Source organism: Enterobacter mori, from assembly GCF_025244905.1.
GTDB classification, from domain to species: Bacteria; Pseudomonadota; Gammaproteobacteria; order Enterobacterales; family Enterobacteriaceae; genus Enterobacter; species Enterobacter mori_A.
The window spans coordinates 1,864,551-1,886,117 of sequence record NZ_CP104285.1 but is presented as its reverse complement, the minus strand read 5'-3'; the positions used below and the strand labels follow the sequence as shown (position 1 = coordinate 1,886,117).

At 58.8% G+C, this 21,567-nt stretch carries 19 protein-coding genes; 9 read left to right on the top strand and 10 right to left on the bottom strand.

Features of this window, described 5'->3' with window-relative positions; all coding sequences use genetic code 11:
- From astB to astC, 4 genes are read right to left on the bottom strand one after another with little or no spacing between them, the layout of a single operon-like run.
- Complete coding sequence (gene astB / locus N2K86_RS08960; protein ID WP_260661211.1) at positions 1–1,326, bottom strand: N-succinylarginine dihydrolase; 1,326 nt, start codon at positions 1,324–1,326, stop codon at positions 1–3.
- Positions 1,313–2,800 carry a succinylglutamate-semialdehyde dehydrogenase gene (gene astD / locus N2K86_RS08955; RefSeq protein WP_260661210.1) on the bottom strand — a complete coding sequence of 496 codons (1,488 nt, stop codon included), beginning with the start codon at positions 2,798–2,800 and terminating at the stop codon, positions 1,313–1,315. Before astD ends, astB begins: the two co-directional genes overlap by 14 nt.
- On the bottom strand, positions 2,797–3,831 hold the full coding sequence (gene astA / locus N2K86_RS08950; protein ID WP_100166975.1) for an arginine N-succinyltransferase: 1,035 nt from the start codon (positions 3,829–3,831) through the stop codon (positions 2,797–2,799). Before astA ends, astD begins: the two co-directional genes overlap by 4 nt.
- Complete coding sequence (astC, locus tag N2K86_RS08945) at positions 3,828–5,048, bottom strand: succinylornithine/acetylornithine transaminase (RefSeq protein WP_260661209.1); 1,221 nt, start codon at positions 5,046–5,048, stop codon at positions 3,828–3,830. Before astC ends, astA begins: the two co-directional genes overlap by 4 nt.
- A 433-nt stretch (positions 5,049–5,481) precedes the next feature.
- On the opposite strand from astC, the gene xthA reads away from it, so the two are divergent.
- The 6 genes from xthA (at position 5,482) to N2K86_RS08915 (ending at position 11,663) form a co-directional block, all read left to right on the top strand.
- Positions 5,482–6,288: an exodeoxyribonuclease III gene (gene xthA / locus N2K86_RS08940; RefSeq protein ID WP_126543766.1), complete on the top strand. Its 807-nt coding sequence runs from the start codon at positions 5,482–5,484 to the stop codon at positions 6,286–6,288.
- A gap of 6 nt (positions 6,289–6,294) precedes the next feature.
- Positions 6,295–6,978, top strand: coding sequence for a TVP38/TMEM64 family protein (locus tag N2K86_RS08935; protein WP_260661208.1), 684 nt, complete (start codon positions 6,295–6,297; stop codon positions 6,976–6,978).
- 15 nt (positions 6,979–6,993) lie between these two features.
- Entirely contained in the window at positions 6,994–8,154 is a 1,161-nt protein-coding gene (locus N2K86_RS08930; protein ID WP_260661653.1) for an ABC transporter substrate-binding protein, read from the top strand.
- Positions 8,127–9,662, top strand: coding sequence for a thiamine ABC transporter permease (locus tag N2K86_RS08925; protein WP_260661207.1), 1,536 nt, complete (start codon positions 8,127–8,129; stop codon positions 9,660–9,662). Before N2K86_RS08930 ends, N2K86_RS08925 begins: the two co-directional genes overlap by 28 nt.
- Entirely contained in the window at positions 9,662–10,282 is a 621-nt protein-coding gene (locus N2K86_RS08920) for an ATP-binding cassette domain-containing protein (protein ID WP_260661206.1), read from the top strand. Before N2K86_RS08925 ends, N2K86_RS08920 begins: the two co-directional genes overlap by 1 nt.
- 73 nt (positions 10,283–10,355) lie before the next feature.
- The gene (locus tag N2K86_RS08915; protein ID WP_260661205.1) at positions 10,356–11,663 is read left to right on the top strand and encodes a sulfurtransferase; all 1,308 of its coding nucleotides are present in this window, start codon (positions 10,356–10,358) and stop codon (positions 11,661–11,663) included.
- On the opposite strand, the gene N2K86_RS08910 is transcribed toward N2K86_RS08915, so the two are convergent.
- Together N2K86_RS08910 and N2K86_RS08905 are read right to left on the bottom strand one after the other, a co-directional pair.
- A complete protein-coding gene (locus N2K86_RS08910; RefSeq protein ID WP_260661204.1) occupies positions 11,660–12,277 on the bottom strand; it encodes a CDP-alcohol phosphatidyltransferase family protein in 618 nt (205 codons plus the stop codon). The genes N2K86_RS08915 and N2K86_RS08910 overlap by 4 nt on opposite strands.
- The gene (locus N2K86_RS08905; protein ID WP_260661203.1) at positions 12,270–12,839 is read right to left on the bottom strand and encodes a carboxymuconolactone decarboxylase family protein; all 570 of its coding nucleotides are present in this window, start codon (positions 12,837–12,839) and stop codon (positions 12,270–12,272) included. Before N2K86_RS08905 ends, N2K86_RS08910 begins: the two co-directional genes overlap by 8 nt.
- Before the next feature lie 75 nt (positions 12,840–12,914).
- Between N2K86_RS08905 and N2K86_RS08900 the strand changes: the two genes are divergently transcribed.
- A complete protein-coding gene (locus N2K86_RS08900; protein ID WP_313771642.1) occupies positions 12,915–13,331 on the top strand; it encodes a pyrimidine (deoxy)nucleoside triphosphate diphosphatase in 417 nt (138 codons plus the stop codon).
- Here the strand turns inward: N2K86_RS08900 and N2K86_RS08895 are convergent.
- Entirely contained in the window at positions 13,291–13,563 is a 273-nt protein-coding gene (locus N2K86_RS08895) for a YnjH family protein (RefSeq protein WP_260661202.1), read from the bottom strand. The two genes, N2K86_RS08900 and N2K86_RS08895, sit on opposite strands and share 41 nt — an antisense overlap.
- A 228-nt stretch (positions 13,564–13,791) precedes the next feature.
- On the opposite strand from N2K86_RS08895, the gene gdhA reads away from it, so the two are divergent.
- Positions 13,792–15,135 carry an NADP-specific glutamate dehydrogenase gene (gdhA, locus tag N2K86_RS08890; protein WP_260661201.1) on the top strand — a complete coding sequence of 448 codons (1,344 nt, stop codon included), beginning with the start codon at positions 13,792–13,794 and terminating at the stop codon, positions 15,133–15,135.
- Positions 15,136–15,874: 739 nt separating this feature from the next.
- On the opposite strand, the gene N2K86_RS08885 is transcribed toward gdhA, so the two are convergent.
- From N2K86_RS08885 to N2K86_RS08875, 3 genes are all read right to left on the bottom strand, one after another.
- A complete protein-coding gene (locus N2K86_RS08885) occupies positions 15,875–17,788 on the bottom strand; it encodes a DNA topoisomerase III (protein WP_260661200.1) in 1,914 nt (637 codons plus the stop codon).
- A 4-nt stretch (positions 17,789–17,792) separates the two neighbouring features.
- Positions 17,793–18,836 (bottom strand): selenide, water dikinase SelD, encoded by a 1,044-nt coding sequence (gene selD, locus N2K86_RS08880; protein WP_260661199.1) that lies wholly within the window; start codon positions 18,834–18,836, stop codon positions 17,793–17,795.
- Positions 18,837–18,952: 116 nt separating this feature from the next.
- A complete protein-coding gene (locus N2K86_RS08875) occupies positions 18,953–19,504 on the bottom strand; it encodes an NAD(P)H nitroreductase (protein WP_260661198.1) in 552 nt (183 codons plus the stop codon).
- 167 nt (positions 19,505–19,671) lie between these two features.
- Here N2K86_RS08875 and sppA point away from each other — a divergent pair, with 167 nt between their 5' ends.
- Entirely contained in the window at positions 19,672–21,528 is a 1,857-nt protein-coding gene (gene sppA, locus N2K86_RS08870; protein WP_260661197.1) for a signal peptide peptidase SppA, read from the top strand.
- The last annotated feature ends 39 nt before the right edge of the window (positions 21,529–21,567 follow it).

Genomic DNA, 21,567 nt, shown 5'->3' with positions numbered 1-21,567 from the left:
TTAGCGCTGGAACGGATAAACCGATCCCAGCTGCAGGATTGTCGATAACGCATCCAGCGCCTCGCGTCCTTCGCGCAGAAGCTGTGGGTCAACCAGATCGGCCTGGGTTAAGCGATCCCGATAGTAACGATCTACCCAGTCGTTCAGCTGCGTAAAGAGCGTATCGTTCATCATGACCGACGGATTTACCGCCCGCATTTCGTCCTGCGTTAACACCACGCGCAGACGTAAACAGGCTGGTCCGCCGCCGTTGGCCATGCTTTCACGCAGGTCAAAGACGCGCAGTTCGTCAATCGGGTTATCGGCTTTCACCAGTTCGCTCAAATAACGCCACACGCCCTGGTGGTTACAGGACTCCTGCGGCAGCACCAGCGTCATGCTGCCATCATCACGGCTCAGCAGCTGGCTGTTGAAGAGGTAGGTTTCTACCGCATCTTGCACGCTCACCGCCTGTGTGGGTACCTGAATCGGCGTAAAACCGGGTACGCGCTCATGCAGCGTGGCAAGCAGCCTCTCCTGATGCGCAAACGCCTGTTCATGGCAGAACAGTACCTGACGGTTGGAGACAGCAATCACGTCGTTATGGAATACGCCCTGGTCGATCACCTGCGGGTTTTGCTGGGCAAAAACCACCTGGGATGGATTGACCTGGTTCAGCCGGGCAACCGCCTGGCTCGCCGCCAGCGTCTGGCGTGCAGGATAGCGCGCTGGCGCGTTGTGACCGCCCTCTTCCCGCCCGTAGATAAACAACTGCACGGCGGGATCGCCATAATCACCGCCCAGCCGGTTGTGGTTGGCCGCGCCTTCGTCGCCAAACATCGCCACCTGCGGCAGGGCCTGATGCACCTCAAAATGGGCGTCATTCTGGAAAATGGCGCGCAACACGCGATCGGTGGTTTCAGCTTCGGTGGCGCGGTGAAATTTGTTATTCAGGTTCGCCACGGTCAGATGGACTTTACCATCCAGCGTATCGGCTGACGGCGCGACGGTCGCCGCGTTTGCCACCCACATTGACGACGCGGAGCTCGCGGCAGAGAGCAGGTGCGGCGTCTGCGTACCCGCTTTTTCGACCACCTGCTCATCCGTACCGCTAAAACCGAGCTGACGCAGGACAGCCACGTTAGGGCGCTCCTGCGGCGGGATCACCGCCTGCGGGAAACCGGCATCCGCCAGCGCCTTCATTTTTAGCAGCCCCTGCTTTGCCGCCAGCTTCGGGTTCGAGACCTGAAAGCGGTGCTTCGTCGAGGCTTCATTCCCAAAAGAGAGACCGGCATAGTGGTGCGTCAGCCCCACCAGCCCGTCAAAGTTCACTTCACGCGCTTTCATGGGCGTCTCCCTTCGTGAAATCCAGCCCCGGGTTGAGCGTCTCCGGCAGCGTCAGCGCCGGAGTTTCCAGGCTCGCCATCGGCCACGCGCAGTAATCCGCGGCATACCAGGCACTGGCGCGATGGTTGCCTGACGCCCCCACGCCGCCGAACGGCGCAGTGCTCGCGGCCCCGGTCAGCGGTTTATTCCAGTTCACAATCCCGGCGCGCGCTTCCAGCAGCAGTTGTTCAAACTTCTCGCGATGCGGCGAAATCAGCCCGCTCGACAGGCCGTAGCGGGTGTTATTCGCCATTTCAATGGCGGCATCGAAATCGTCATAGCGCCAGACGCACAGCAGCGGGCCAAAGACCTCTTCATCCGGCACGTTGCTCGCGCCGCTCATCTCAATAATGCCCGGCGTCAGCAGCGAGGTACCTGTCTGGACCTGCTTCGGCTCCAGCAGGGTTTTCGCGCCGCGTGCGACGTGCTCCTGCCAGGCTTTCAGCACGTTCAGCGCAGCCTGTTCGGAAATCAGCCCGCCAATAAACGGCTGCGGGTCGGCATCCCATGCGGCAGGCACCAGACGTGCGCTCACCTCTACCAGACGTTTCAGGAAGGTATCTCCCTGCTCGCCCCGCTTGACCAGCAGGCGGCGGGCGCAGGTGCAGCGCTGTCCGGCGGTAATAAAGGCGGACTGAATCGTCAGGTGCACCGCGGCGTCGATATCATCAGGATCTTCGACAATAAGCGGGTTGTTGCCGCCCATTTCCAGTGCCAGAATTTTCTCCGGCTGCCCTGCCAGCTGGCGGTGCAGCTGATAGCCCGTCCCGGCGCTGCCGGTAAACAGCAGGCCGTCGATATCGCTCAATGCGCTCAGCGCCTGACCGGTTTCGCGCCCGCCCTGCACCAGGTTCAGCACGCCCGGCGGCAGACCGGCCTGTTCCCACAGCTTAACCACCGCCTCGCCGGTTAATGGCGTGAGTTCACTCGGTTTGAAAATCACGGTATTGCCCGCCAGTAGCGCGGGCACAATATGGCCATTCGGCAGATGCCCCGGGAAGTTGTACGGGCCAAATACCGCCAGCACGCCGTGCGGACGGTGGCGCAGCGTGGCCGCGCCGTCCGGCATCTCGGTATGCTGTTCACCGGTGCGGGTGTGGTAGGCCTTCACCGAAATGGCGATTTTGTTGATCATCGCCTTCACTTCGGTGGTCGCTTCCCAGCGCGGTTTACTGGTTTCGGACGCAATGATGCGCGTCAGTTCGGTCTTGTTCGCCTCCAGCAGCCCGGCAAATTTTTCCACAATCGCCTGGCGCACGGCGAAGGGCTGTTTTGCCCATGCCGGAAACGCGCAGCGAGCAGCCTGGCCCGCCTGTTCTACCTGCACGGCACTGGCATCATTTCCTTTCCAGAGCACCGCCTGGCCGACCGGATTCGTTTTTACCCGCAGGTCGCCTTCACCCGTTACCCAGTCACCGTTAATCCATAAAGTCATGCTGTTTTCTCCTCAGGGCAGAGACGCACCAGGCGAACCGTGTCGCCCGCGTTACATTTCAACGCATCCAGCTGTGCCGCCGTCAGTACCAGACGCTCACATTTAGGGTCCGTACGTACCAGCATGGCGCGGAAATTATTGTAATTTTCGTTGGAGACCAGACAGGCTGGCCACTCGCCCGGCGCGGGTTGTCCTTCGGAGACCGTCACCAGACGGCTTTTACGAATGGCGCGCACGCGGTCGATGTCACACTCGAGCGTTGGGCCGCCGTCGAAGATGTCGACGTAGTTACGGTAGCGGAACCCCTCTTTCTCGAGCACCGCGCGGGCGGGCGCGGTCTGCGGATGCACTTCGCCAATCACAGCCTGCGCTTCCGGGGTGAGGAAATGGGTATAGATAGGATGTTTTGGCATCAGTTCGGCAATAAAGGCTTTCTGGCCTGTGCCGCAGAGATAATCCGCCCGGCTGAACTCCATCGAGAAGAAGCGCTCGCCCAGGCTCTCCCAGAACGGTGAGTAGCCTGTCTCATCAATCACGCCGCGCATCTCGGCGACCACTTTTTCGTTAAAGCGATCGCGGAAGGCGGCCATAAACATAAAGCGCGATTTGGAGAGCAGATAGCCGTTGCCCTCTTTGCGCCACGCCGGGTCGAGGAACAGCGTGCAGAGCTCGCTGGCGCCCGTGTGGTCATTACAGAGAAACAGCGTGGGCAGCGCGTTATAGACGTTCAGCTCTTTCGAGGCGTGAACCATGGTGCCGACGCGGTAGTTGTACCACGGGTCGTTAAGCCCGACGGCCACTTCAATGGCGCAGATCCCGGCCACGGTGCCCGTGTCGGTCTCTTCCAGCACGAACACATAGCCCTGTTCGCTTTTTGGCAACGTCCCCTGCCAGGTATGCAGGGCGCGCTCAATGCGCGCCGACAGCGTTTTTTCATCGGCAGGAAGCGAGGTCAGCCCGCCTCCTGTCTTACCGGCAAGCTGCATGAGCCCGGCGAGATCGCCGCGCTCAACGGGACGGATGACCATCATGATGACACCCCGGATTTCACCTGTTCACAGGCCAGCGCAAAACGGTCTAAGCCGGTTCTCACCTCTTCTTCGCTGACGATCAGCGCAGGGGCAAACCGCACCACGTTGGCACCGGCAATCAGCACCATCACGCCCACTTTTGCCGCTTCCTGTGAAATAAGTTTAGCTTTTCCGGCAAACTCCGGCGTGAGTTCGCAGCCGATTAACAGCCCCAGACCGCGAATTTCTTTAAACAGCCCCAATTTGCTGTTGATGGCATTCAGACGCTCAACAAACCAGTCGTGACGCTGCTTAACGCCTTTCAGCACCTCAGGGGTGTTAATGATGTCGAGAACCTGCCCGGCGACGGCGGTAGCCAGCGGGTTGCCGCCGTAGGTGGTGCCATGGGTACCCACGGTCATCACGCTGGCAAATTTATCGGTGGTCAGCATTGCCCCAATCGGGAAGCCGCCGCCCAACGCTTTGGCGGTAGAGAGCACGTCCGGGGTAACGCCGTAGTGCATATAGGCATACAGTTCACCGGTGCGGCCCACGCCGGTCTGCACTTCATCGAAAATCAGCACCGCGTTATGACGATCGCACAGCTCGCGCAGCCCCTGCAGGAAGGCTTTTTGCGCCGGAAGCACGCCGCCCTCGCCCTGCATTGGCTCGACGATCACCGCGCAGGTCGTGTCGTCAATCAGCTCGCTGGCGGACTGCAGATCGTTATAGATGGCGTGACGGATATCCGGTGGCAGCGGCGCAAAGTCCTGAGAGTAAGAAGGCTGCCCCCCTGCGCTGACGGTAAACAGCGTGCGCCCGTGAAAAGCATTCTTAAACGCCACAATCCCGCTCTTATGGGTACCAAATTTGTCGTGGGCATATTTGCGCGCCAGCTTCAGCGCCGCTTCGTTGGCTTCCGCCCCCGAGTTACAGAAAAAGACTTTTTCGGCAAAGGTCGCGTCGATCAGTTTTTTCGCCAGGCGCAGCGCGGGTTCGTTGGTAAAGCCGTTACCGGTATGCCAGAACTTCGCAGCCTGGTCATTCAGCGCCTGACGCAGCGCCGGGTGCGCATGGCCCAGCGCGTTCACCGCAATCCCCCCCGCAAAGTCGATATACTCTTTGCCCTGCTGATCCCACAGGCGCGAGCCTTCCCCACGTACCGGAATAAAAGCCGCCGGAGCGTAAACCGGCATCATCCATTCATCGAAATTTTCACGCGTAATTGACAGAGACATAGCGACCTCATCCGGTAAATAAAAAGTTATTTGAATGTTAAATAATTGGGTGTTTGCACTGTGAATGTAGATTGCACGCTTCGTGCCAGCCAGCGATAAAAATGCATAAACGGGATAGCGGGACAGAATATCAACAGGTTACGATATGGAGTTATTCACTGTTATTGCATAAAAAGTGAATATTTTTACGACAGGCGGCGCTTTGCCGCATGAAAATCAGAAAGAGTATGCACAGGCCAAATATAATTCTGGAATTGTGATCGCTCGCGAAATTTATTGGCCATTTACGCTCTGTTTGGGGGCAAGGCGCGTCAGAATGGTGCAAAAATTGCACCGTTGGCATTATCTGTCGCAGTAATTGGGCGAAGCGGATAACAGACGACACAATTTCTGCTACCATCCATGCACTATTCACCTTGCACTGGCAGCGATTATGAAATTTGTCTCTTTTAATATCAACGGCCTGCGCGCCCGTCCTCATCAGCTTGAAGCCATTGTTGAGCAACATCAGCCGGATGTGATCGGCCTGCAGGAGACCAAGGTTCACGACGACATGTTCCCCCTCGAAGAGGTGGCGAAACTCGGTTACAACGTCTTTTATCATGGGCAGAAAGGCCATTACGGCGTTGCGCTGTTGACCAAAGAGACGCCAGTTTCCGTGCGCCGTGGGTTTCCCGGCGATGACGAAGAAGCACAACGCCGCATCATCATGGCGGAGCTGCCTTCCCCGCTGGGGAACATCACCGTGATCAATGGTTACTTTCCCCAGGGCGAAAGCCGCGACCACCCGACCAAATTCCCGGCCAAAGCCAAGTTTTATCAGGATCTGCAGGATTATCTGACCACCGAACTGAACAAAGACAATCCGGTGCTGATTATGGGTGATGTGAACATCAGCCCGACCGATCTGGATATTGGCATCGGTGAAGACAGCCGCAAACGCTGGCTGCGTACCGGCAAATGTTCCTTCCTGCCGGAAGAGCGCGAGTGGATGCAGCGCCTGCTGGACTGGGGCCTGGTGGATACCTTCCGTACCGCCAACCCGGACACGCAGGATCGCTTCTCGTGGTTTGACTATCGCTCAAAGGGCTTTGATGACAACCGTGGCCTGCGCATCGACCTGCTGCTGGCCAGCTCGCCGCTGGCCGAACGCTGCATCGAAACCGGTATTGACTACGATATTCGTAGCATGGAAAAACCGTCTGACCACGCGCCGGTATGGGCGAAATTCAAGCTGTAACCCTGTGTGAACATTCAAAAAACACTTTTCCTGTGCGCCCTTCTGGGCGCCTTTGCGCTGGCGCTCATCCTCCTGCCACCGGGTACGCTATCCCTCGAGGTGATAAAAACGCACCATCAGACGTTGCTCACGCAGGTCGAACTGGCCCCCCTGCGAAGTGCGCTCACCTATTTTGTCATCTATGTCGTGATAAGCGCCCTGTCGATCCCTGGCGCAGCCATCCTGACGCTGCTGGGTGGTGCACTTTTCAGCTTGTGGGAAGGCGTACTGCTGGTGTCGTTTGCGTCTACGCTCGGCGCCACGCTGGCAATGCTCGCCAGCCGTTATCTGCTTCGCGACGGAGTGCAACGGCGTTTTACGCCACAGATGAAAACGGTCAATGCCGGGATGGCGCGTGACGGCGCGGGGTACCTTTTTGCCCTTCGCCTGATGCCGCTGTTTCCGTTTTTCCTGGTAAATTTGCTGATGGGGCTGACCCGTATCACGGTGCGTCGCTACTGGTGGGTAAGTCAGGTCGCCATGCTGCCTGCAACGGTTGTCTTTCTCAACGCCGGACGCGAGCTTGGAAGAGTGACATCGCTACGCGATATTTTGTCGCCGGGCCTGCTGTTCGCCTTTACACTACTGGGGTTATTCCCGCTGGCCACCCGCTGGCTCTTTTCCCGTTACACCTCTTCGTTCAAAAAGTGAGGCATTATGCGCCGTGTGCGTTTTTGCGCGTTTCTGACAAGCCTGCTGCTGGCGACGCCAGCCTTTTCTGCAGACAGCTGGCAATCCCTTCAACAACAGGCAAAAGGCCAGACCGTCTGGTTTAATGCCTGGGGTGGCGATCCGGCGGTTAACCGCTATCTGGACTGGGTTAGCGGCGAAATGAAAACGCACTACGCGATAGACCTCAGGGTTGTTCGTCTGGCGGATGCCGCCGATGCGGTAAAACGCATCCAGACGGAACATGCCGTAGGGCGAAACCACAACGGCTCGGTCGATTTACTCTGGGTTAACGGGGAAAATTTTCGCACCCTAAAAGAGGCGGGTTTGCTGCAAACCGGATGGGCACAGCAGTTGCCGAACTGGCGATACGTTGATACCCGTAAGCCGGTTACGGAGGATTTTGCCATCCCAACCGAGGGAGCAGAATCGCCGTGGGGCGGCGCGCAGCTGACTTTTATCGCCCGTAAAGCAAGCATGCCTGCGCCGCCAGATAGCCCTCAGTCTTTGCTGGCCTGGGCGCAGCAGCATCCGGGCAACGTCACTTATCCGCGCCCGCCTGACTTTACCGGCACCGCGTTCCTGGAACAGCTGCTTCTGACGCTCACCACGCAGCCTGACGCGTTAAAAAAAGCGCCGGATGATACCTTCCCGCAGGTTACCGCGCCGCTGTGGCGCTATCTCGACACGCTGCATCCTTTTCTGTGGCGTAAAGGGCAAGATTTTCCTCCCTCGCCCGCGCGCATGGATGCCCTGCTCGCCAACGGCAACCTGGCTCTGTCGCTGACCTTTAACCCGGCGCATGCCCGGCAAAAGGTCGCCAGCGGTGAACTCCCTGCCGACAGCTATAGCTTCGGGTTTAAGAACGGCACGATCGGTAACGTCCATTTTGTCGCCATTCCGGCGAATGCCCGCGCCAGTGCGGGGGCGAAAGTGGTGGCAAACTTCCTGCTTTCACCGCACGCACAGATCCGCAAAGCCGACCCGGCCGTGTGGGGTGACCCGAGCGTGCTGGACGCGGGGACACTTCCCGCCGATGAGGCGAAACAGCTTCTCAGCCACATGCCAGAAGCGTTACCGGCAGTGCTTCCTGAACCGCACGCCGCCTGGGTTAACGCGCTGGAGCAGGAATGGCTTCGCCGCTACGGCACCCGCTAAGCGGGGCGATCTGGCTGGCAATGGCGGTGATTTATCTCCCGCTGCTTCCTGCCGTCGCTATGCTGTTTACCCCGGCGCTGTCGCTCGAGAGCTGGCAGGCGCTGGCTGACGATCCCCAGTTGCCGCAGGCGTTTGCCGCTACGCTGGTCTCAACGCTGATTGCAACACTGGGTTCGCTGGTAATCGCCCTGGCTTTTATTACCCTGCTGTGGCCCGGCGTGCATTGGCGTCGCCTGTGCTCGCGGCTACCCTGGATGCTGGCGGTGCCCCACGTCGCTTTCGCCACCAGCGCGTTACTCCTGTTTGCTGAAGGAGGGCTGTTTTACCAGGTCTGCACCTTCTGCTCACCGCAGCTCGATCGCTATGGCATCGGGCTTGGGCTGACGCTCGCGGTCAAAGAGAGCGCGTTTGTCCTGTGGGCACTCTATGCCGCACTGCCTGAAGCGCAGCTGGCGCAGAAGGATGTGGTTTTGCGTACCCTGGGTTACGGACGCCTTCAGCGCCTGCGCTGGCTGGTCCTGCCGACCCTTGCCCCCGCACTGGGTGCCGTGATGCTGGCCGTGCTGGCCTGGTCGCTGTCTGTGGTGGATGTGGCCATTATTCTCGGTCCGGGTAATCCTCCCACGCTGGCAGTGCTGGCCTGGCAGTGGCTCAGCCAGGGGGATGCGCAGCAGCAGGCGCAGGGAGCGCTCGTTTGCCTTCTCTTACTCCTGATTCTGGCTCTGCTGGCCGGAGTAGGCTTCGGCATCTGGAAGGTCTGGCGACGCACCTTGCCGGACCTCTCCGGCGTCAGGCGCCGCGCGTCCCTGGCGTTACCGGAAAGATCGCTCGCCTGGTGGCTACCGGGATGTGGGATCCTCTGCGCCATCGTGCTGCTCGGTTTAGCGCGCCCTGAAGAGGCCGCGTTTTCCCCGTTAATCACCAGCCTTACGCTGGGACTGCTCTCTGGCGTGCTGGCGCTTGGGCTGAGTTTTCTCTGGCTCGAATGGGGGCCCCGACGAGGCGCGCTGTGGGTCTGGCTGCCGCTCGCGTTGCCCGCACTGCCCCTTGTCTCCGGGCAATACGCCATTGCGCTCACGCTGGGCATTGACGGGCAGTTCGCTGCCGTGATCTGGGGGCACCTGCTGTGGGTGCTACCCTGGACGTTGCTGGTGCTGCAACCTGCCTGGCAAAAGCTGGATCCCCGACTGTTCCTCACCGCCAGAACGCTTGGCTGGGGACGGATGAAAATATTTGGGATGGTAAAATGCCCGCTACTGGTACGCCCGGCATTACTGGCTTTTGCCACCGGGTTTTCGGTGAGCATGGCCCAATATATGCCCACGCTGTGGCTAGGGGCCGGACGTTTCGCCACGCTTACCACTGAAACGGTGGCGCTCAGCAGTGGAGGAAGTGTTCCTGTCCTGGCTACCCGCGCGCTGGGGTTACTGCTGGTAACGGGCATCGTTTTTAGCATCGCCGCCCTGTTATCCAGGCTGGCAGGCCGCTACCGTCGAGGATTACGTTAATGTTAAAGGTGCAAAATCTCACCATTGAACCGCTTTTCCGGCAGGTCAATTTTTGTGTACCGCGCGGGGAGGTAGTCACCCTGATGGGGCCGTCCGGTAGCGGAAAATCCACACTTTTCTCCTGGATGGTTGGAGCATTATCTTCTGATTTTAAAGCGCAGGGGGAACTGTGGCTTGATGAACGCCGCTGTGACACTTTGCCCGTGGAAACGCGCGGTTTAGGGATCCTCTTTCAGGACGCCCTGCTGTTTGACCACTTCAGCGTCGGGCAAAACCTGATGCTCGCCCTCCCGTCCCGCATTAAAGGCGAGGCGCGTCGGGAACACGTTGAGCAGGCGCTCCGTTCTGCCGGGCTGGCAAATCATTCTGCCAGCGACCCTGCTATGCTTTCCGGCGGAGAACGCGCCCGGGTCAGCCTGCTGCGCGCCCTGCTTGCGGAGCCGCAGGCGTTATTGCTTGATGAACCGTTCAGCCGCCTCGATAAAGCGCTTCGCGCCTCGTTTCGGGCGTGGGTGTTTGACGTCATCCGGGAACGTAATATTCCAGCGGTGCTGGTCACGCATGATGAAGAAGACATTCCACCCGCTGGCGAGGTGATCGAGATTTCTCGCTGGCAATAATGTGCTAACGCAATGTTTTCGTATCCGGGAGAGACGACAATGCCCCCCTCTTTTACTGACGTCAGGTTTATCGATGAAACGTGTTTCTCAACTGACCGCGCTGGCCCTGCTTTGCGGCCTCGCCTCACTCTCCGCCGTGGCGGCTGATATGTCCTCTTCGCTTACGCTGGCCGAACTGCAGGCACAACAGGGCAAAGCCATCGACACTCGCGCCAGCGCGTTCTATAACGGCTGGCCACAAACGCTCAGCGGCCCCTCCGGGCATGAACCCGCCGCGCTCAACCTGGCGGCCTCCTGGCTTAGCGCCATGAGCGACGAGCAGATTGGCGCGTGGATAAAACAGCATCAGCTTACCCCATCCACACCCCTTGCCCTTTACGGTCGCGATGCCGACAACCAGGCCGTTAAAGCCCGTCTGGAGAAGGCCGGATACGCGCATGTGTCGCTTCTCAGCGATGCCCTGCAAACACCCGACCGCCTACAGCGCCTGCCGCACTTTGAACAACTCGTCTACCCTCAGTGGATCCACCAGTTGCAACAAGGCAAACCGGTCGCCGCCGCCCCGGCTGGCGACTGGAAAGTGATTGAAGCCGCCTGGGGCGCACCGAAGTTTTACCTGCTGAACCATATCCCCGGCGCGGGTTACATCGACACCAACGAGGTGGAAAGCGAGCCGCTGTGGAATAAGGTCTCTGACGATGCGCTGAAAGCGGTGCTGGCGAAGCACGGGATCCGTCACGATACAACCGTTATTCTGTATGGTCGTGACGTTTACGCCGCCGCGCGCGTGGCGCAAATCATGCTGTATGCGGGCGTGAAGGATGTTCGCATTCTCGACGGTGGCTGGAAAGCGTGGTCAGAGGCCAACCTGCCGGTTGAGCGCGGTATGCCCGCAAACGTGAAGCCCGCCCCGGATTTCGGTGCACCGATCCCCGGCCAGCCGCAGCTGATGGTGGATATGGAGCAGGCGCGCGGCATGCTGCACCGTCAGGATGCCTCGCTGGTCAGCATCCGTTCGTGGCCGGAGTTCATCGGTGAAACCAGCGGCTACAGCTACATCAAGCCCAAAGGTGAAATTGCCGGAGCGCGCTGGGGTCACGCGGGCAGCGACGCGACCCACATGGAAGATTTCCATAACCCGGATGGCACCATGCGCAGCGCCGATGATATAGCCGCTATGTGGAAGACCTGGCACATCCAGCCTGAGCAGCACGTCGCGTTTTACTGCGGCACCGGCTGGCGGGCGTCAGAAAGCTTTATGTACGCCCGCGCGATGGGCTGGAAGAACGTCGCCGTCTATGACGGCGGCTGGTACGAATGGAGCAGTCATCCGCAAAACCCGGTCTCTACCGGCAAGCGCGGGCCTGAGAGTACCCTCTAAGCGTTGAGTGACTTCAGCGTCACATAGCCGCTCCAGATGCGCGTTGTGGTGGTCAGCCAGCACAACGCGCCGAATATCCACGCAAACAGCGTAAAGTGCGCCGGAAACAGGCAGCACAGTAAGAACAGCGCGATGGTTTCCGTCCCTTCCGTTAGCCCACCGATGTAATAAAACGACTTGTGCGCATAGCCGGGGTTGTCGATATCGTGTTTCGCCGCCAGTGCCGCAAACGCCAGAAAACTGCTGCCGGTGCCGATAAACGCGAACAACAGCCAGGCGGCGGCCAGCGCATTCTCGGCGGGTGCAGCCAGAGCAAAGCCAAATGGGACCAGCGCGTAGAACAGAAAATCGAGCGCGATATCCAGAAACCCGCCCGCATCGGTTAATCCTCTTCGGCGCGCCAGCGCACCGTCCAGTCCATCCAGAAGGCGGTTGAATACGATAGCGACCAGCGCAGCAACATACCAGCCGAGCGCAAGAAACGGGAGCGCCAGCACGCCGACGGCAAATCCTGTTAACGTGAGGCCATCAGGGGTAATAAACGGTTTATCCAGCACGGCCACGAGCTGGTTAAGGAGAGGTTTCAGGCGAGGATGCAGATGTTTATCAAGCATGGGGATTCTCTTTAAAGCTAGCGCATAGCCCCTGAGCAGGAATGTCGAGCGCGGCATTAAAACGTGCCGAGAGGTTTTGAAACGCAATCAACGCCGTCATTTCGGTAATCGCGTCGTCTGTAAAGTGGCGCTTCAACTGCGCTTTGACGACGTCATCCACCTGAGGCGGCGTGGCGCTGACGGCTTCGGCGTACGCCAGCGCAGCGCATTCCTCGTCACTGAATATATCGCTTTCGCGCCAGTGGCTCACCGCCTGAGCTTTATCCAGTGCGCCCGCTCGCTCGGCAAGCCGCAGGCTATTGGCATCAATACAAAATGCGCAGTGACATAACTGCGACACACGGGTCATCAGCAGTGAACGCAGCACCGGCGAAAGACGTGCCTTGCGGCGCTCCAGATAACCGACAAACAGCGCCACCAGCCAGAACAGACGCGGCATCCGCCCCCACCAGCGAGTGGGATTAAGCACCGCGCCAAAATGTTTTTTCTGCATGGCGGCAATCGGTTTAAGGCTGGCGGGAAGGGATTCGATGGGGGCAACCCAGGTGGTGGTCTTTTTCACCTGATTCTCCTGATAGCTGGACTCTGAGAAAGGGCACGATAATATGTCTTTTTTTGCTAACAATTATTGACGACCATGCTGAAAACACTCGATGTCGTTGCCGCCATTATCGAAAAAGACGACAACATTTTACTGGCACAACGCCCTGCCCATGCCGACCAGCCGGGAATGTGGGAATTGGCAGGCGGGAAGGTGGAAGCCGGTGAAACCCAGCCCGAGGCGCTGATCCGCGAACTGCGTGAGGAGTTGGGCATTGAGGCTCAGCCTGCGCACTACGTGGCAAGCCACCAGCGCGAAGTGTCGCAGCGGTTAATCAACCTGCACGCCTGGCATGTTCCCGTCTTCAGTGGAGAGCTCACGGCGCACTACCACAGCGAGCTGGTATGGTGTACGCCGGAAGAGGCGTTCGCCTACGACTTAGCCCCGGCGGATATTCCGCTGCTGGAGGCCTTTATTCTTTTACGCGACGCCAGACCAGCGGATTCGTGCTAATGGTGCGTTCATCACGCTGGCACTGCAGTAAAACACCGTCCGCTTTTACCACCGCCCCTTCAGAATAGTTTTGATCCTGATAAATGCAGCACTGATTGCACGGCTGCGCGCGCTGGCCGCTGGAGCTAAAAACCTCTGGCGGCACATTCACTTCCACATCCGGGCGAATGCGGTCCGCCTGGGCACCAGCGGTAAACATCAAACATAACGCGATCATCACGTAACGGTTCATCGACTTGTCTTCCTGTTGTGTCCTGATATTGACTATAACGGTAAACCTGAGCAGAACCTTTAATTTATCTCGTCATCGCTTTTAGTTATGACTCACCCTCTCTCATGAATTTCCCTTTCGGCATACATTTCTGCTTGCCTCACAAAGCGGTACGGGTGGTATAGTCAAAAAAACAACACAAATCGCATAAGCAACATACATAAATTAATATAAGAGGCTCTTATATCTATGGATCAGACACGCTCTCTGGAAAGTTTCCTTGCCCATGTTCAGCAGCGTGACCCGCACCAAAGCGAGTTCGCGCAGGCCGTTCGTGAAGTCATGACCACCCTGTGGCCCTTCCTTGAACAAAATCCGCGCTACCGTCAAATGTCTCTGCTTGAACGCCTTGTCGAGCCAGAACGCGTTATTCAGTTCCGCGTGACATGGGTTGACGATCGCAATCAGGTGCAGGTCAATCGTGCATGGCGCGTACAGTTTAACTCTGCCATAGGCCCGTTTAAGGGCGGCATGCGCTTCCATCCGTCCGTAAACCTGTCGATTCTGAAGTTCCTCGGCTTCGAGCAGACCTTTAAAAACGCCCTCACCACGCTCCCGATGGGCGGCGGGAAAGGCGGCAGCGATTTCGATCCGAAAGGCAAAAGCGAAGGCGAAGTGATGCGCTTCTGCCAGGCGCTGATGACCGAACTCTGGCGTCATCTTGGTCCTGACACCGACGTGCCTGCCGGTGATATCGGCGTCGGCGGGCGAGAAGTAGGCTTTATGGCGGGGATGATGAAAAAGCTCTCCAACAACAGCGCCTGCGTCTTTACCGGCAAGGGACTGTCGTTTGGCGGGAGTCTGATCCGCCCGGAAGCGACCGGATACGGTCTGGTTTACTTCACCGAGGCCATGCTCAAGCGTCACGGCTTGGGTTTTGAAGGGATGCGCGTCGCGGTGTCCGGCTCCGGTAACGTGGCGCAGTACGCGATTGAGAAAGCGATGCAGTTTGGCGCGCGCGTAGTAACCGCCTCTGACTCCAGCGGTACGGTGGTGGATGAAGCGGGCTTCACGGCAGAGAAACTGGCGCGCCTGTGTGAAATCAAAGCCAGCCGCGATGGCCGCGTGGCGGATTATGCCCGCGAGTTTGGCCTGACCTATCTGGAAGGCAAACAGCCGTGGGGCGTGCCGGTGGATATCGCCCTGCCGTGCGCCACGCAGAACGAACTGGACGTCGAGGCTGCGCGTACGTTGATTAGCAACGGCGTGAAAGCGGTGGCGGAAGGGGCGAATATGCCGACCACCATCGACGCGACGGATCTGTTCCTTGACGCGGGCGTGCTATTTGCGCCGGGCAAGGCCGCAAACGCGGGCGGCGTAGCGACCTCCGGCCTGGAGATGGCGCAAAACGCCGCGCGTCTCGGCTGGAAGGCAGAGAAAGTGGATGCGCGCCTGCACCACATCATGCTGGATATTCACCATGCCTGCGTGGAGTACGGCGGTGAAGCATCGCAAACCAACTACGTGCGCGGGGCGAATATCGCCGGGTTCGTGAAGGTGGCGGATGCGATGATTGGGCAGGGTGTGATTTAAGCTATCGCTGCGTTCTCGCCCTGTAGGCCCGGTAAGCATTAGCGCCACCGGGCTTTTTTCAGGCCGCAGAGCGGCTTTTCGTCGGGTGGCGGCTTCGCCTTACCCGGCCTACGGTTTAAGGCGTGGCGACCGCCGGCCTCGAGATGGGGCGAATATCGCCGGGTTTGTGAAGGTGGCGGATGCGATGATTGGGCAGGGTGTGATTTAAGCTATCGCTGCGTTCTCGCCCTGTAGGCCCGGTAAGCGTTAGCGCCACCGGGCTTTTTTCAGGCCGCAGAGCGGCTTTTCGCCGGGTGGCGGCTTCGCCTTACCCGGCCTACGGTTTAAGGCGTGGCGACCGCCGGCCTCGAGATGGGGCGAATATCGCCGGGTTTGTGAAGGTGGCGGATGCGATGATTGGGCAGGGTGTGATTTAAGCTATCGCTGCGTTCTCGCCCTGTAGGCCCGGTAAGCGTTAGCGCCACCGGGCTTTTTTCAGGCCGCAGAGCGGCTTTTCGCCGGGTGGCGGCTTCGCCTTACCCGGCCTACGATTTAAGGCGTGGCGACCGCCAGCCTCGAGATGGGGCGAATATCGCCGGATTTGTGAAGGTGGCGGATGCGATGATTGGGCAGGGTGTGATTTAAGCTATCGCTGCGTTCTCGCCCTGTAGGCCCGGTAAGCATTAGCGCCACCGGGCTTTTTTCAGGCCGCAGAGCGGCTTTTCGTCGGGTGGCGGCTTCGCCTTACCCGGCCTACGGTTTAAGAGGCTGCCGCGCTCTTTTTCTTTTTGAACGGTTTCTTCGCCCCACCGCCGGGAGCCACCATCCCTCTGAACGTCTTCACCGGCGTGCTGCGCGCCTGATCGATCAGCTGATAAAGCGTCCCGACCAGCGGCTGCATAAAGTCCTGATAGCGGCACTGCTTTTCGCTAATTTGCGTCAGTATCGACTCCCAGTGCGCCGTCATGTCCGGCCTCGCGGCCAGCTCCGGCAGCGAATGAATCAGTGCCCGGCCCGGCTCTGTCGAATGGATATAGCGCCCTTTTTTCTCGAGAAAACCACGCTTGAAAAGCAGCTCGATAATCCCTGCACGCGTCGCTTCCGTACCCAAACCGTCAGTGGCGCGGAGGATCTTCTTCAGATCTTTATCCTGCACGAACCGGGCGATGCCGGTCATCGCGGAAAGCAGCGTCGCGTCGGTGAAATGGCGCGGCGGCTGGGTCTGACGCTCAACCACCTCGCCCTTCTCGCACAACAGTTCGTCATCTTTAGCGACCACCGGCAGCGGCGTGCCGTCGTTCTCCTCGTCGCGCTCTTTGTTACCGAGCAGCGTGCGCCAGCCCGCTTCCGCGAGGAAACGCGCTTTGGCGACAAACTTGCCTTTGGCGATCTCAAGCTCAATGACGCATTTGCGGAACGCCGCGTCCGGGCAGAACTGCATCAGGTACTGACGGGCAACCAGGTTGTACACCTTCGCTTCGTTCTCGGTCAGATTGACGCTGCTGGCGCGCGCCGTTGGGATAATCGCATGGTGGGCATCCACCTTTTTATCATCCCAGCAGCGGTTATGCGTGTCCGGGTTTACCGCCGGTTGCGGGAGCAGATCCGGCGCGTGCACGCCGATGGCGTTCATCACCGAGTGGCGTCCGGCAAAGTGTTCCTCCGGCAGATAGCGGCTGTCCGAACGCGGATAGGTGATGAGCTTATGGGTTTCGTAGAGCTTCTGGCAGATATCCAGCACGTTCTGCGCGCTCAGGCCAAACTTTTTGGCCGCCTCAATCTGAAGTGCAGAAAGCGAAAACGGCAGCGGCGCGGGTTCTGATTCCCGTTTATCGTTATAGCTGGTGACGATTGCGGGCTGCCCGGTAATGCGATTAACCACGTGATCGGCCAGCGGACGATGGAGCAGACGCCCCTCTTCATCCTGGTATGACTCGCAGGCGTCGCTCGGCTGCCAGACGGCGGTAAAGCGCTCGTCTTTTGGGGTGACGATATGCGCTTTCACTTCAAAGAAATCTTTGGCGACGAAGTTTTCAATCTCTTCATCACGGCGTACCACCAGCCCCAGCACCGGCGTCTGCACGCGGCCCACGGAGAGCACACCTTGATAGCCCGCGTTACGCCCAAGAATGGTATACGCGCGGGTCATGTTGATACCGTACAGCCAGTCCGCACGCGCACGCGCCAGCGCGGAAACGCACAGCGGAATAAACTCGCTGTTGGCGCGCAGGCGCGAGATTGCCCGCTCGACGGCCTGCGGGTTGAGGTCGTTAATTAAACAGCGCTGCACCTGCTGGCGCTTTTCCGGCGCCAGCTCCAGGTAGTCCAGCACTTCATCGACCAGCAGCTGCCCTTCCCGGTCCGGGTCACCCGCATGCACAATTTCAGCCGCTTCATGCAGGAAGCGCTTGATCACATTGAGCTGTTTGGTGACCGAAGGCCGGGGCTGCAGGCGCCATTTTTCCGGCACGATGGGCAGATCGTTCAGGTTCCAGCGGGCGTAGCGGCTGTCGTAGACGTCCGGCTGCGCCTGCTCAAGCAGGTGACCGATACACCAGGTGACCACCTGCCCGTTACCGCATTCGATAAAGCCGTCGCCTTTGCGATGCGGCTTAGGCAGCACATCGGCAATGGCACGGGCCAGGCTCGGCTTTTCGGCAATAAACAACCGCATCGAATTAACGGATCTCAATCATCGGTCGGCCACCGCGCGCGGTCACCAGCTCGCCGATCGCCGTCAGGGTAATGCCGAACTCGGCGGCCGTCGCCTGGACCTCGGCTTCGGATTCCGGCGTGACCGCCAGCAGCAGGCCGCCGGAGGTTTGCGGATCGCACAGCAGGTTGCGCCATTCTTCTGGCATTTCGCCCATAAGATGACCGTAGCTGGCGAAGTTGCGCTGGGTACCGCCCGGAACGGCGCCCTGAGCAATGTACTCTTCCACGCCCGGCAGCTTCGGCACGTCCTGATACCAGACCTGCGCCTGCACGCCAGCGCCCTGGCAGACCTCACTCAGGTGCCCCAGCAGACCAAAACCGGTCACGTCGGTCATCGCCTTCACGCCGTCAATATTGGCAAAGGCAGCACCCGCGAGGTTCATCTGGCACATCACTTCCGTCGCCAGACCTTTATGCTCCGGTTTCAGCAGGGATTTTTTCTCGGCTGTGGTGAGAACGCCAATGCCCAGCGGCTTGGTGAGGAACAGTTTGCAGCCCGCCTGCGCGGTACTGTTGCGCTTCACACGCTCGGTCGGCACCACGCCCGTAACGGCCAGGCCGAAGATCGGTTCCGGCGCATCGATAGAGTGACCACCGGCCAGGGCAATACCCGCCTGCTGACAGGCAAAGCGACCGCCCTCAATCACATCGCGGGCAACTTCTGGTGGAATGGTGTTTATTGGCCAGCCCAGAATGGCGATCGCCATGATCGGCTTACCGCCCATCGCGAAGATATCGCTGATGGCGTTAGTGGCCGCAATGCGCCCGAAGTCGAACGGGTTGTCAACAATCGGCATAAAGAAGTCAGTGGTGCTGATAATGCTGGTGCCGTTACCTAAGTCATAAACCGCTGCATCGTCACGCGTTTCGTTACCGACAAGCAGGTTCGGGTCGACAAACTTCGCCTGTTCACTGTGCAGGATAGTCTCCAGCACTTTCGGGGAAATTTTACAACCGCAACCGGCTCCGTGGCTGTATTGCGTTAAACGAATGGTTTGCTCGCTCATGGACGTCTCCTGTCATCTCAATCGCGCTATGGTAGCGCTCATTCCATAAAGAGGTAAGTATGACTGTCTGAATTCTGCGGCGGATGCTCAGAATCCAGACAGTTTAGCGCGGGTTATCAGAAACGGCTGACGAAAGGCGTAGTGTCCGGCACGCTGATGGTGCTGGAGGCTTTAAGCTGCGGCGTGCCAAGATAGAGGAAGCCGACAATTTTATCGTGCTCGCCACAGGCGAAGCCATCACGCACTACCGGACTTTCGGTCAACGGCCCGGTGCGCCAGATGCCATTGAAGCCCTGCGCGACGGCGGCCATTTGCATCGCCATCACCGCGCAGCCTGCGGACATCTCCTGCTCCCAGACCGGCACCTTATGGTCGGCCTGACATTTCGCCACGACAGCGATGATCATCGGTGCGCGGAATGGCGCACTGCGGGCTTTATCAATCCCTTTCTCATCCTGGCCTGCGGCAACCGCGCCTTTTTCCAGCAACGCACTGAAGCGGTCGCGCCCTTCGGCTTCAATCACAAAGAAGTGCCAGGGCTGCAGTGTGCCATGATCCGGCGCGCGCAGGCCCGCACGCAGAATGTTTTCCAGCTGCTCGCCCGCAGGAGCAGGCTCGGCCAGACGCGACGCGCTACGGCGGTTAACAAGCAGTTCAAGTGCATCCATTGGTTAACTCCTTTCTTGAAATTTACTCACAAAATTAACACGACGGCAGATTTTGTTACAGCGTGCCAGGCGATTCCTGCTGACAAGTGGCGGTTGGGTCATTACGATAACCCAACATTACCGTCCCGTGGCGACGGAAACAGTCATTTTCTGGTTAGGGAGAATACATGCGAACCCTTTGGCGAATCTTTGCCGGTTTCTTTAAATGGACGTGGCGACTGCTCAACTTCGTCCGCAACCTGGTGATGAACATCTTTTTCATCCTCCTGGTTCTGGTTTGCGTAGGCGTCTGGATGCACATCAGCAACGCCAACCAGGCTCAACATTCGACGCGTGGGGCGCTGTTGCTCAATATTACGGGCGTCATTGTTGATAAGCCTTCCACCAGCAACCGTCTGGGCGTGATTGGCCGCCAGCTGTTCGGCGCAACATCCGACCGTCTGCAGGAAAACTCGCTGTTCGATATCGTCGATACCATTCGACAGGCCAAAGAAGACCGTAACATCACCGGGATCGTACTGGATCTGAAAGATTTCGCCGGTGCCGATCAGCCTTCCATGCAGTACATCGGTAAAGCGCTGCGCGAGTTCCGCGACAGCGGCAAGCCGGTAATTGCCGTGGGCGACAGCTACAGCCAGGGGCAATATTATCTGGCGAGCTTTGCCAATAAAATTTGGCTCTCGCCGCAGGGTACGGTCGACCTTCATGGTTTTGCCACCAACGGGCTGTATTACAAGTCGCTGCTCGACAAGCTGAAAGTCACTACCCACGTCTTCCGCGTCGGCACCTATAAATCTGCCGTCGAGCCGTTTATCCGTGACGATATGTCCCCTGCCGCCCGTGAAGCGGACAGCCGCTGGATTGGCGAACTGTGGCAGAACTATCTTGGCACCATTGCCGCAAACCGTCAGATTACCGCTGAACAGGTCTTCCCGGGCGCTCGCGGCATGCTGGATGGACTGCGGAAGGTCGACGGCGATACCGCGAAATATGCACTCGACAACAAGCTCGTTGATGCGCTGGGCTCAAGCGCAGATGTCGAAAAAGCGCTGACCAAACAGTTTGGCTGGAGCAAAGAGGATAAAAACTTCAGCGCCATCAGCATGTATGACTATGCAGCGAAAAAACCGGATGACACCGGTGAAAGCGTCGCGGTGGTCTTCGCTAATGGTGCCATCATGGACGGTGAGGAAACGCCGGGTAACGTTGGAGGCGACACCACCGCGTCGCAAATCCGCGATGCCCGCCTTGACCCGAAAGTGAAAGCGATTGTTCTGCGCGTAAACAGCCCTGGCGGCAGCGTTAGCGCATCTGAAGTGATCCGCGCGGAACTGGCCGCTGCTCGCGCCGCTGGCAAACCGGTGGTGGTGTCGATGGGCGGAATGGCTGCATCGGGCGGGTATTGGATCTCGACGCCAGCGAACTATATTGTCGCCAACCCAAGCACATTGACCGGCTCCATCGGCATCTTCGGGGTGATCAACACCGTAGAAAACAGTCTGGACTATCTGGGCGTTCATACCGATGGCGTTTCTACTTCTCCGCTGGCGGATGTATCTGTGACGAAATCTCTGCCGCCTGAAGTCTCTGAGATGATGCAGCTCAGCATTGAGAACGGCTATAAACGCTTCCTTACGCTGGTTGCCGACTCGCGTAAAAAGACGCCAGAACAGATTGACCAGATTGCTCAGGGCCACGTCTGGACCGGGCAGGACGCGAAGAACAACGGACTGGTGGACAGCCTGGGTGACTTTGACGACGCCGTTAAGAAAGCGGCCGAACTGGCGAAGCTCAAGCAGTGGCACGTTGAGTATTATCAGGACGAGCCGTCGTTCTTCGATATGGTGATGGACAGCATGTCTGTCTCCGTTCGCGCCATGCTGCCTGAGGCGCTGCAGGCTTACCTGCCTGCCCCTGTCGCCACGGCCGCGAAAGCGATGAAAGCTGAAAGCGATAAACTCGCGGCCTTTAACGATCCACAAAGTCGTTACGCGTTTTGCCTGACCTGCGCGAACGTCCGTTAAAAACCGTCCCCTCTTCCCGTGAAGAGGGGATTTTTTCTT

Excerpts from the sequence above, each read along its gene's own strand:
- astB (WP_260661211.1), bottom strand. The coding sequence starts at position 1,326 with ATGAAAGCGCGTGAAGTGAACTTTGACGGGCTGGTGGGGCTGACGCAC.
- astD (WP_260661210.1), bottom strand. The coding sequence starts at position 2,800 with ATGACTTTATGGATTAACGGTGACTGGGTAACGGGTGAAGGCGACCTG.
- astA (WP_100166975.1), bottom strand. The coding sequence starts at position 3,831 with ATGATGGTCATCCGTCCCGTTGAGCGCGGCGATCTCGCCGGGCTCATG.
- astC (WP_260661209.1), bottom strand. The coding sequence starts at position 5,048 with ATGTCTCTGTCAATTACGCGTGAAAATTTCGATGAATGGATGATGCCG.
- xthA (WP_126543766.1), top strand. The coding sequence starts at position 5,482 with ATGAAATTTGTCTCTTTTAATATCAACGGCCTGCGCGCCCGTCCTCAT.
- N2K86_RS08925 (WP_260661207.1), top strand. The coding sequence starts at position 8,127 with ATGGCTTCGCCGCTACGGCACCCGCTAAGCGGGGCGATCTGGCTGGCA.
- N2K86_RS08920 (WP_260661206.1), top strand. The coding sequence starts at position 9,662 with ATGTTAAAGGTGCAAAATCTCACCATTGAACCGCTTTTCCGGCAGGTC.
- N2K86_RS08915 (WP_260661205.1), top strand. The coding sequence starts at position 10,356 with ATGAAACGTGTTTCTCAACTGACCGCGCTGGCCCTGCTTTGCGGCCTC.
- N2K86_RS08910 (WP_260661204.1), bottom strand. The coding sequence starts at position 12,277 with ATGCTTGATAAACATCTGCATCCTCGCCTGAAACCTCTCCTTAACCAG.
- N2K86_RS08900 (WP_313771642.1), top strand. The coding sequence starts at position 12,915 with ATGCTGAAAACACTCGATGTCGTTGCCGCCATTATCGAAAAAGACGAC.
- N2K86_RS08895 (WP_260661202.1), bottom strand. The coding sequence starts at position 13,563 with ATGAACCGTTACGTGATGATCGCGTTATGTTTGATGTTTACCGCTGGT.
- gdhA (WP_260661201.1), top strand. The coding sequence starts at position 13,792 with ATGGATCAGACACGCTCTCTGGAAAGTTTCCTTGCCCATGTTCAGCAG.
- N2K86_RS08885 (WP_260661200.1), bottom strand. The coding sequence starts at position 17,788 with ATGCGGTTGTTTATTGCCGAAAAGCCGAGCCTGGCCCGTGCCATTGCC.
- selD (WP_260661199.1), bottom strand. The coding sequence starts at position 18,836 with ATGAGCGAGCAAACCATTCGTTTAACGCAATACAGCCACGGAGCCGGT.
- N2K86_RS08875 (WP_260661198.1), bottom strand. The coding sequence starts at position 19,504 with ATGGATGCACTTGAACTGCTTGTTAACCGCCGTAGCGCGTCGCGTCTG.
- sppA (WP_260661197.1), top strand. The coding sequence starts at position 19,672 with ATGCGAACCCTTTGGCGAATCTTTGCCGGTTTCTTTAAATGGACGTGG.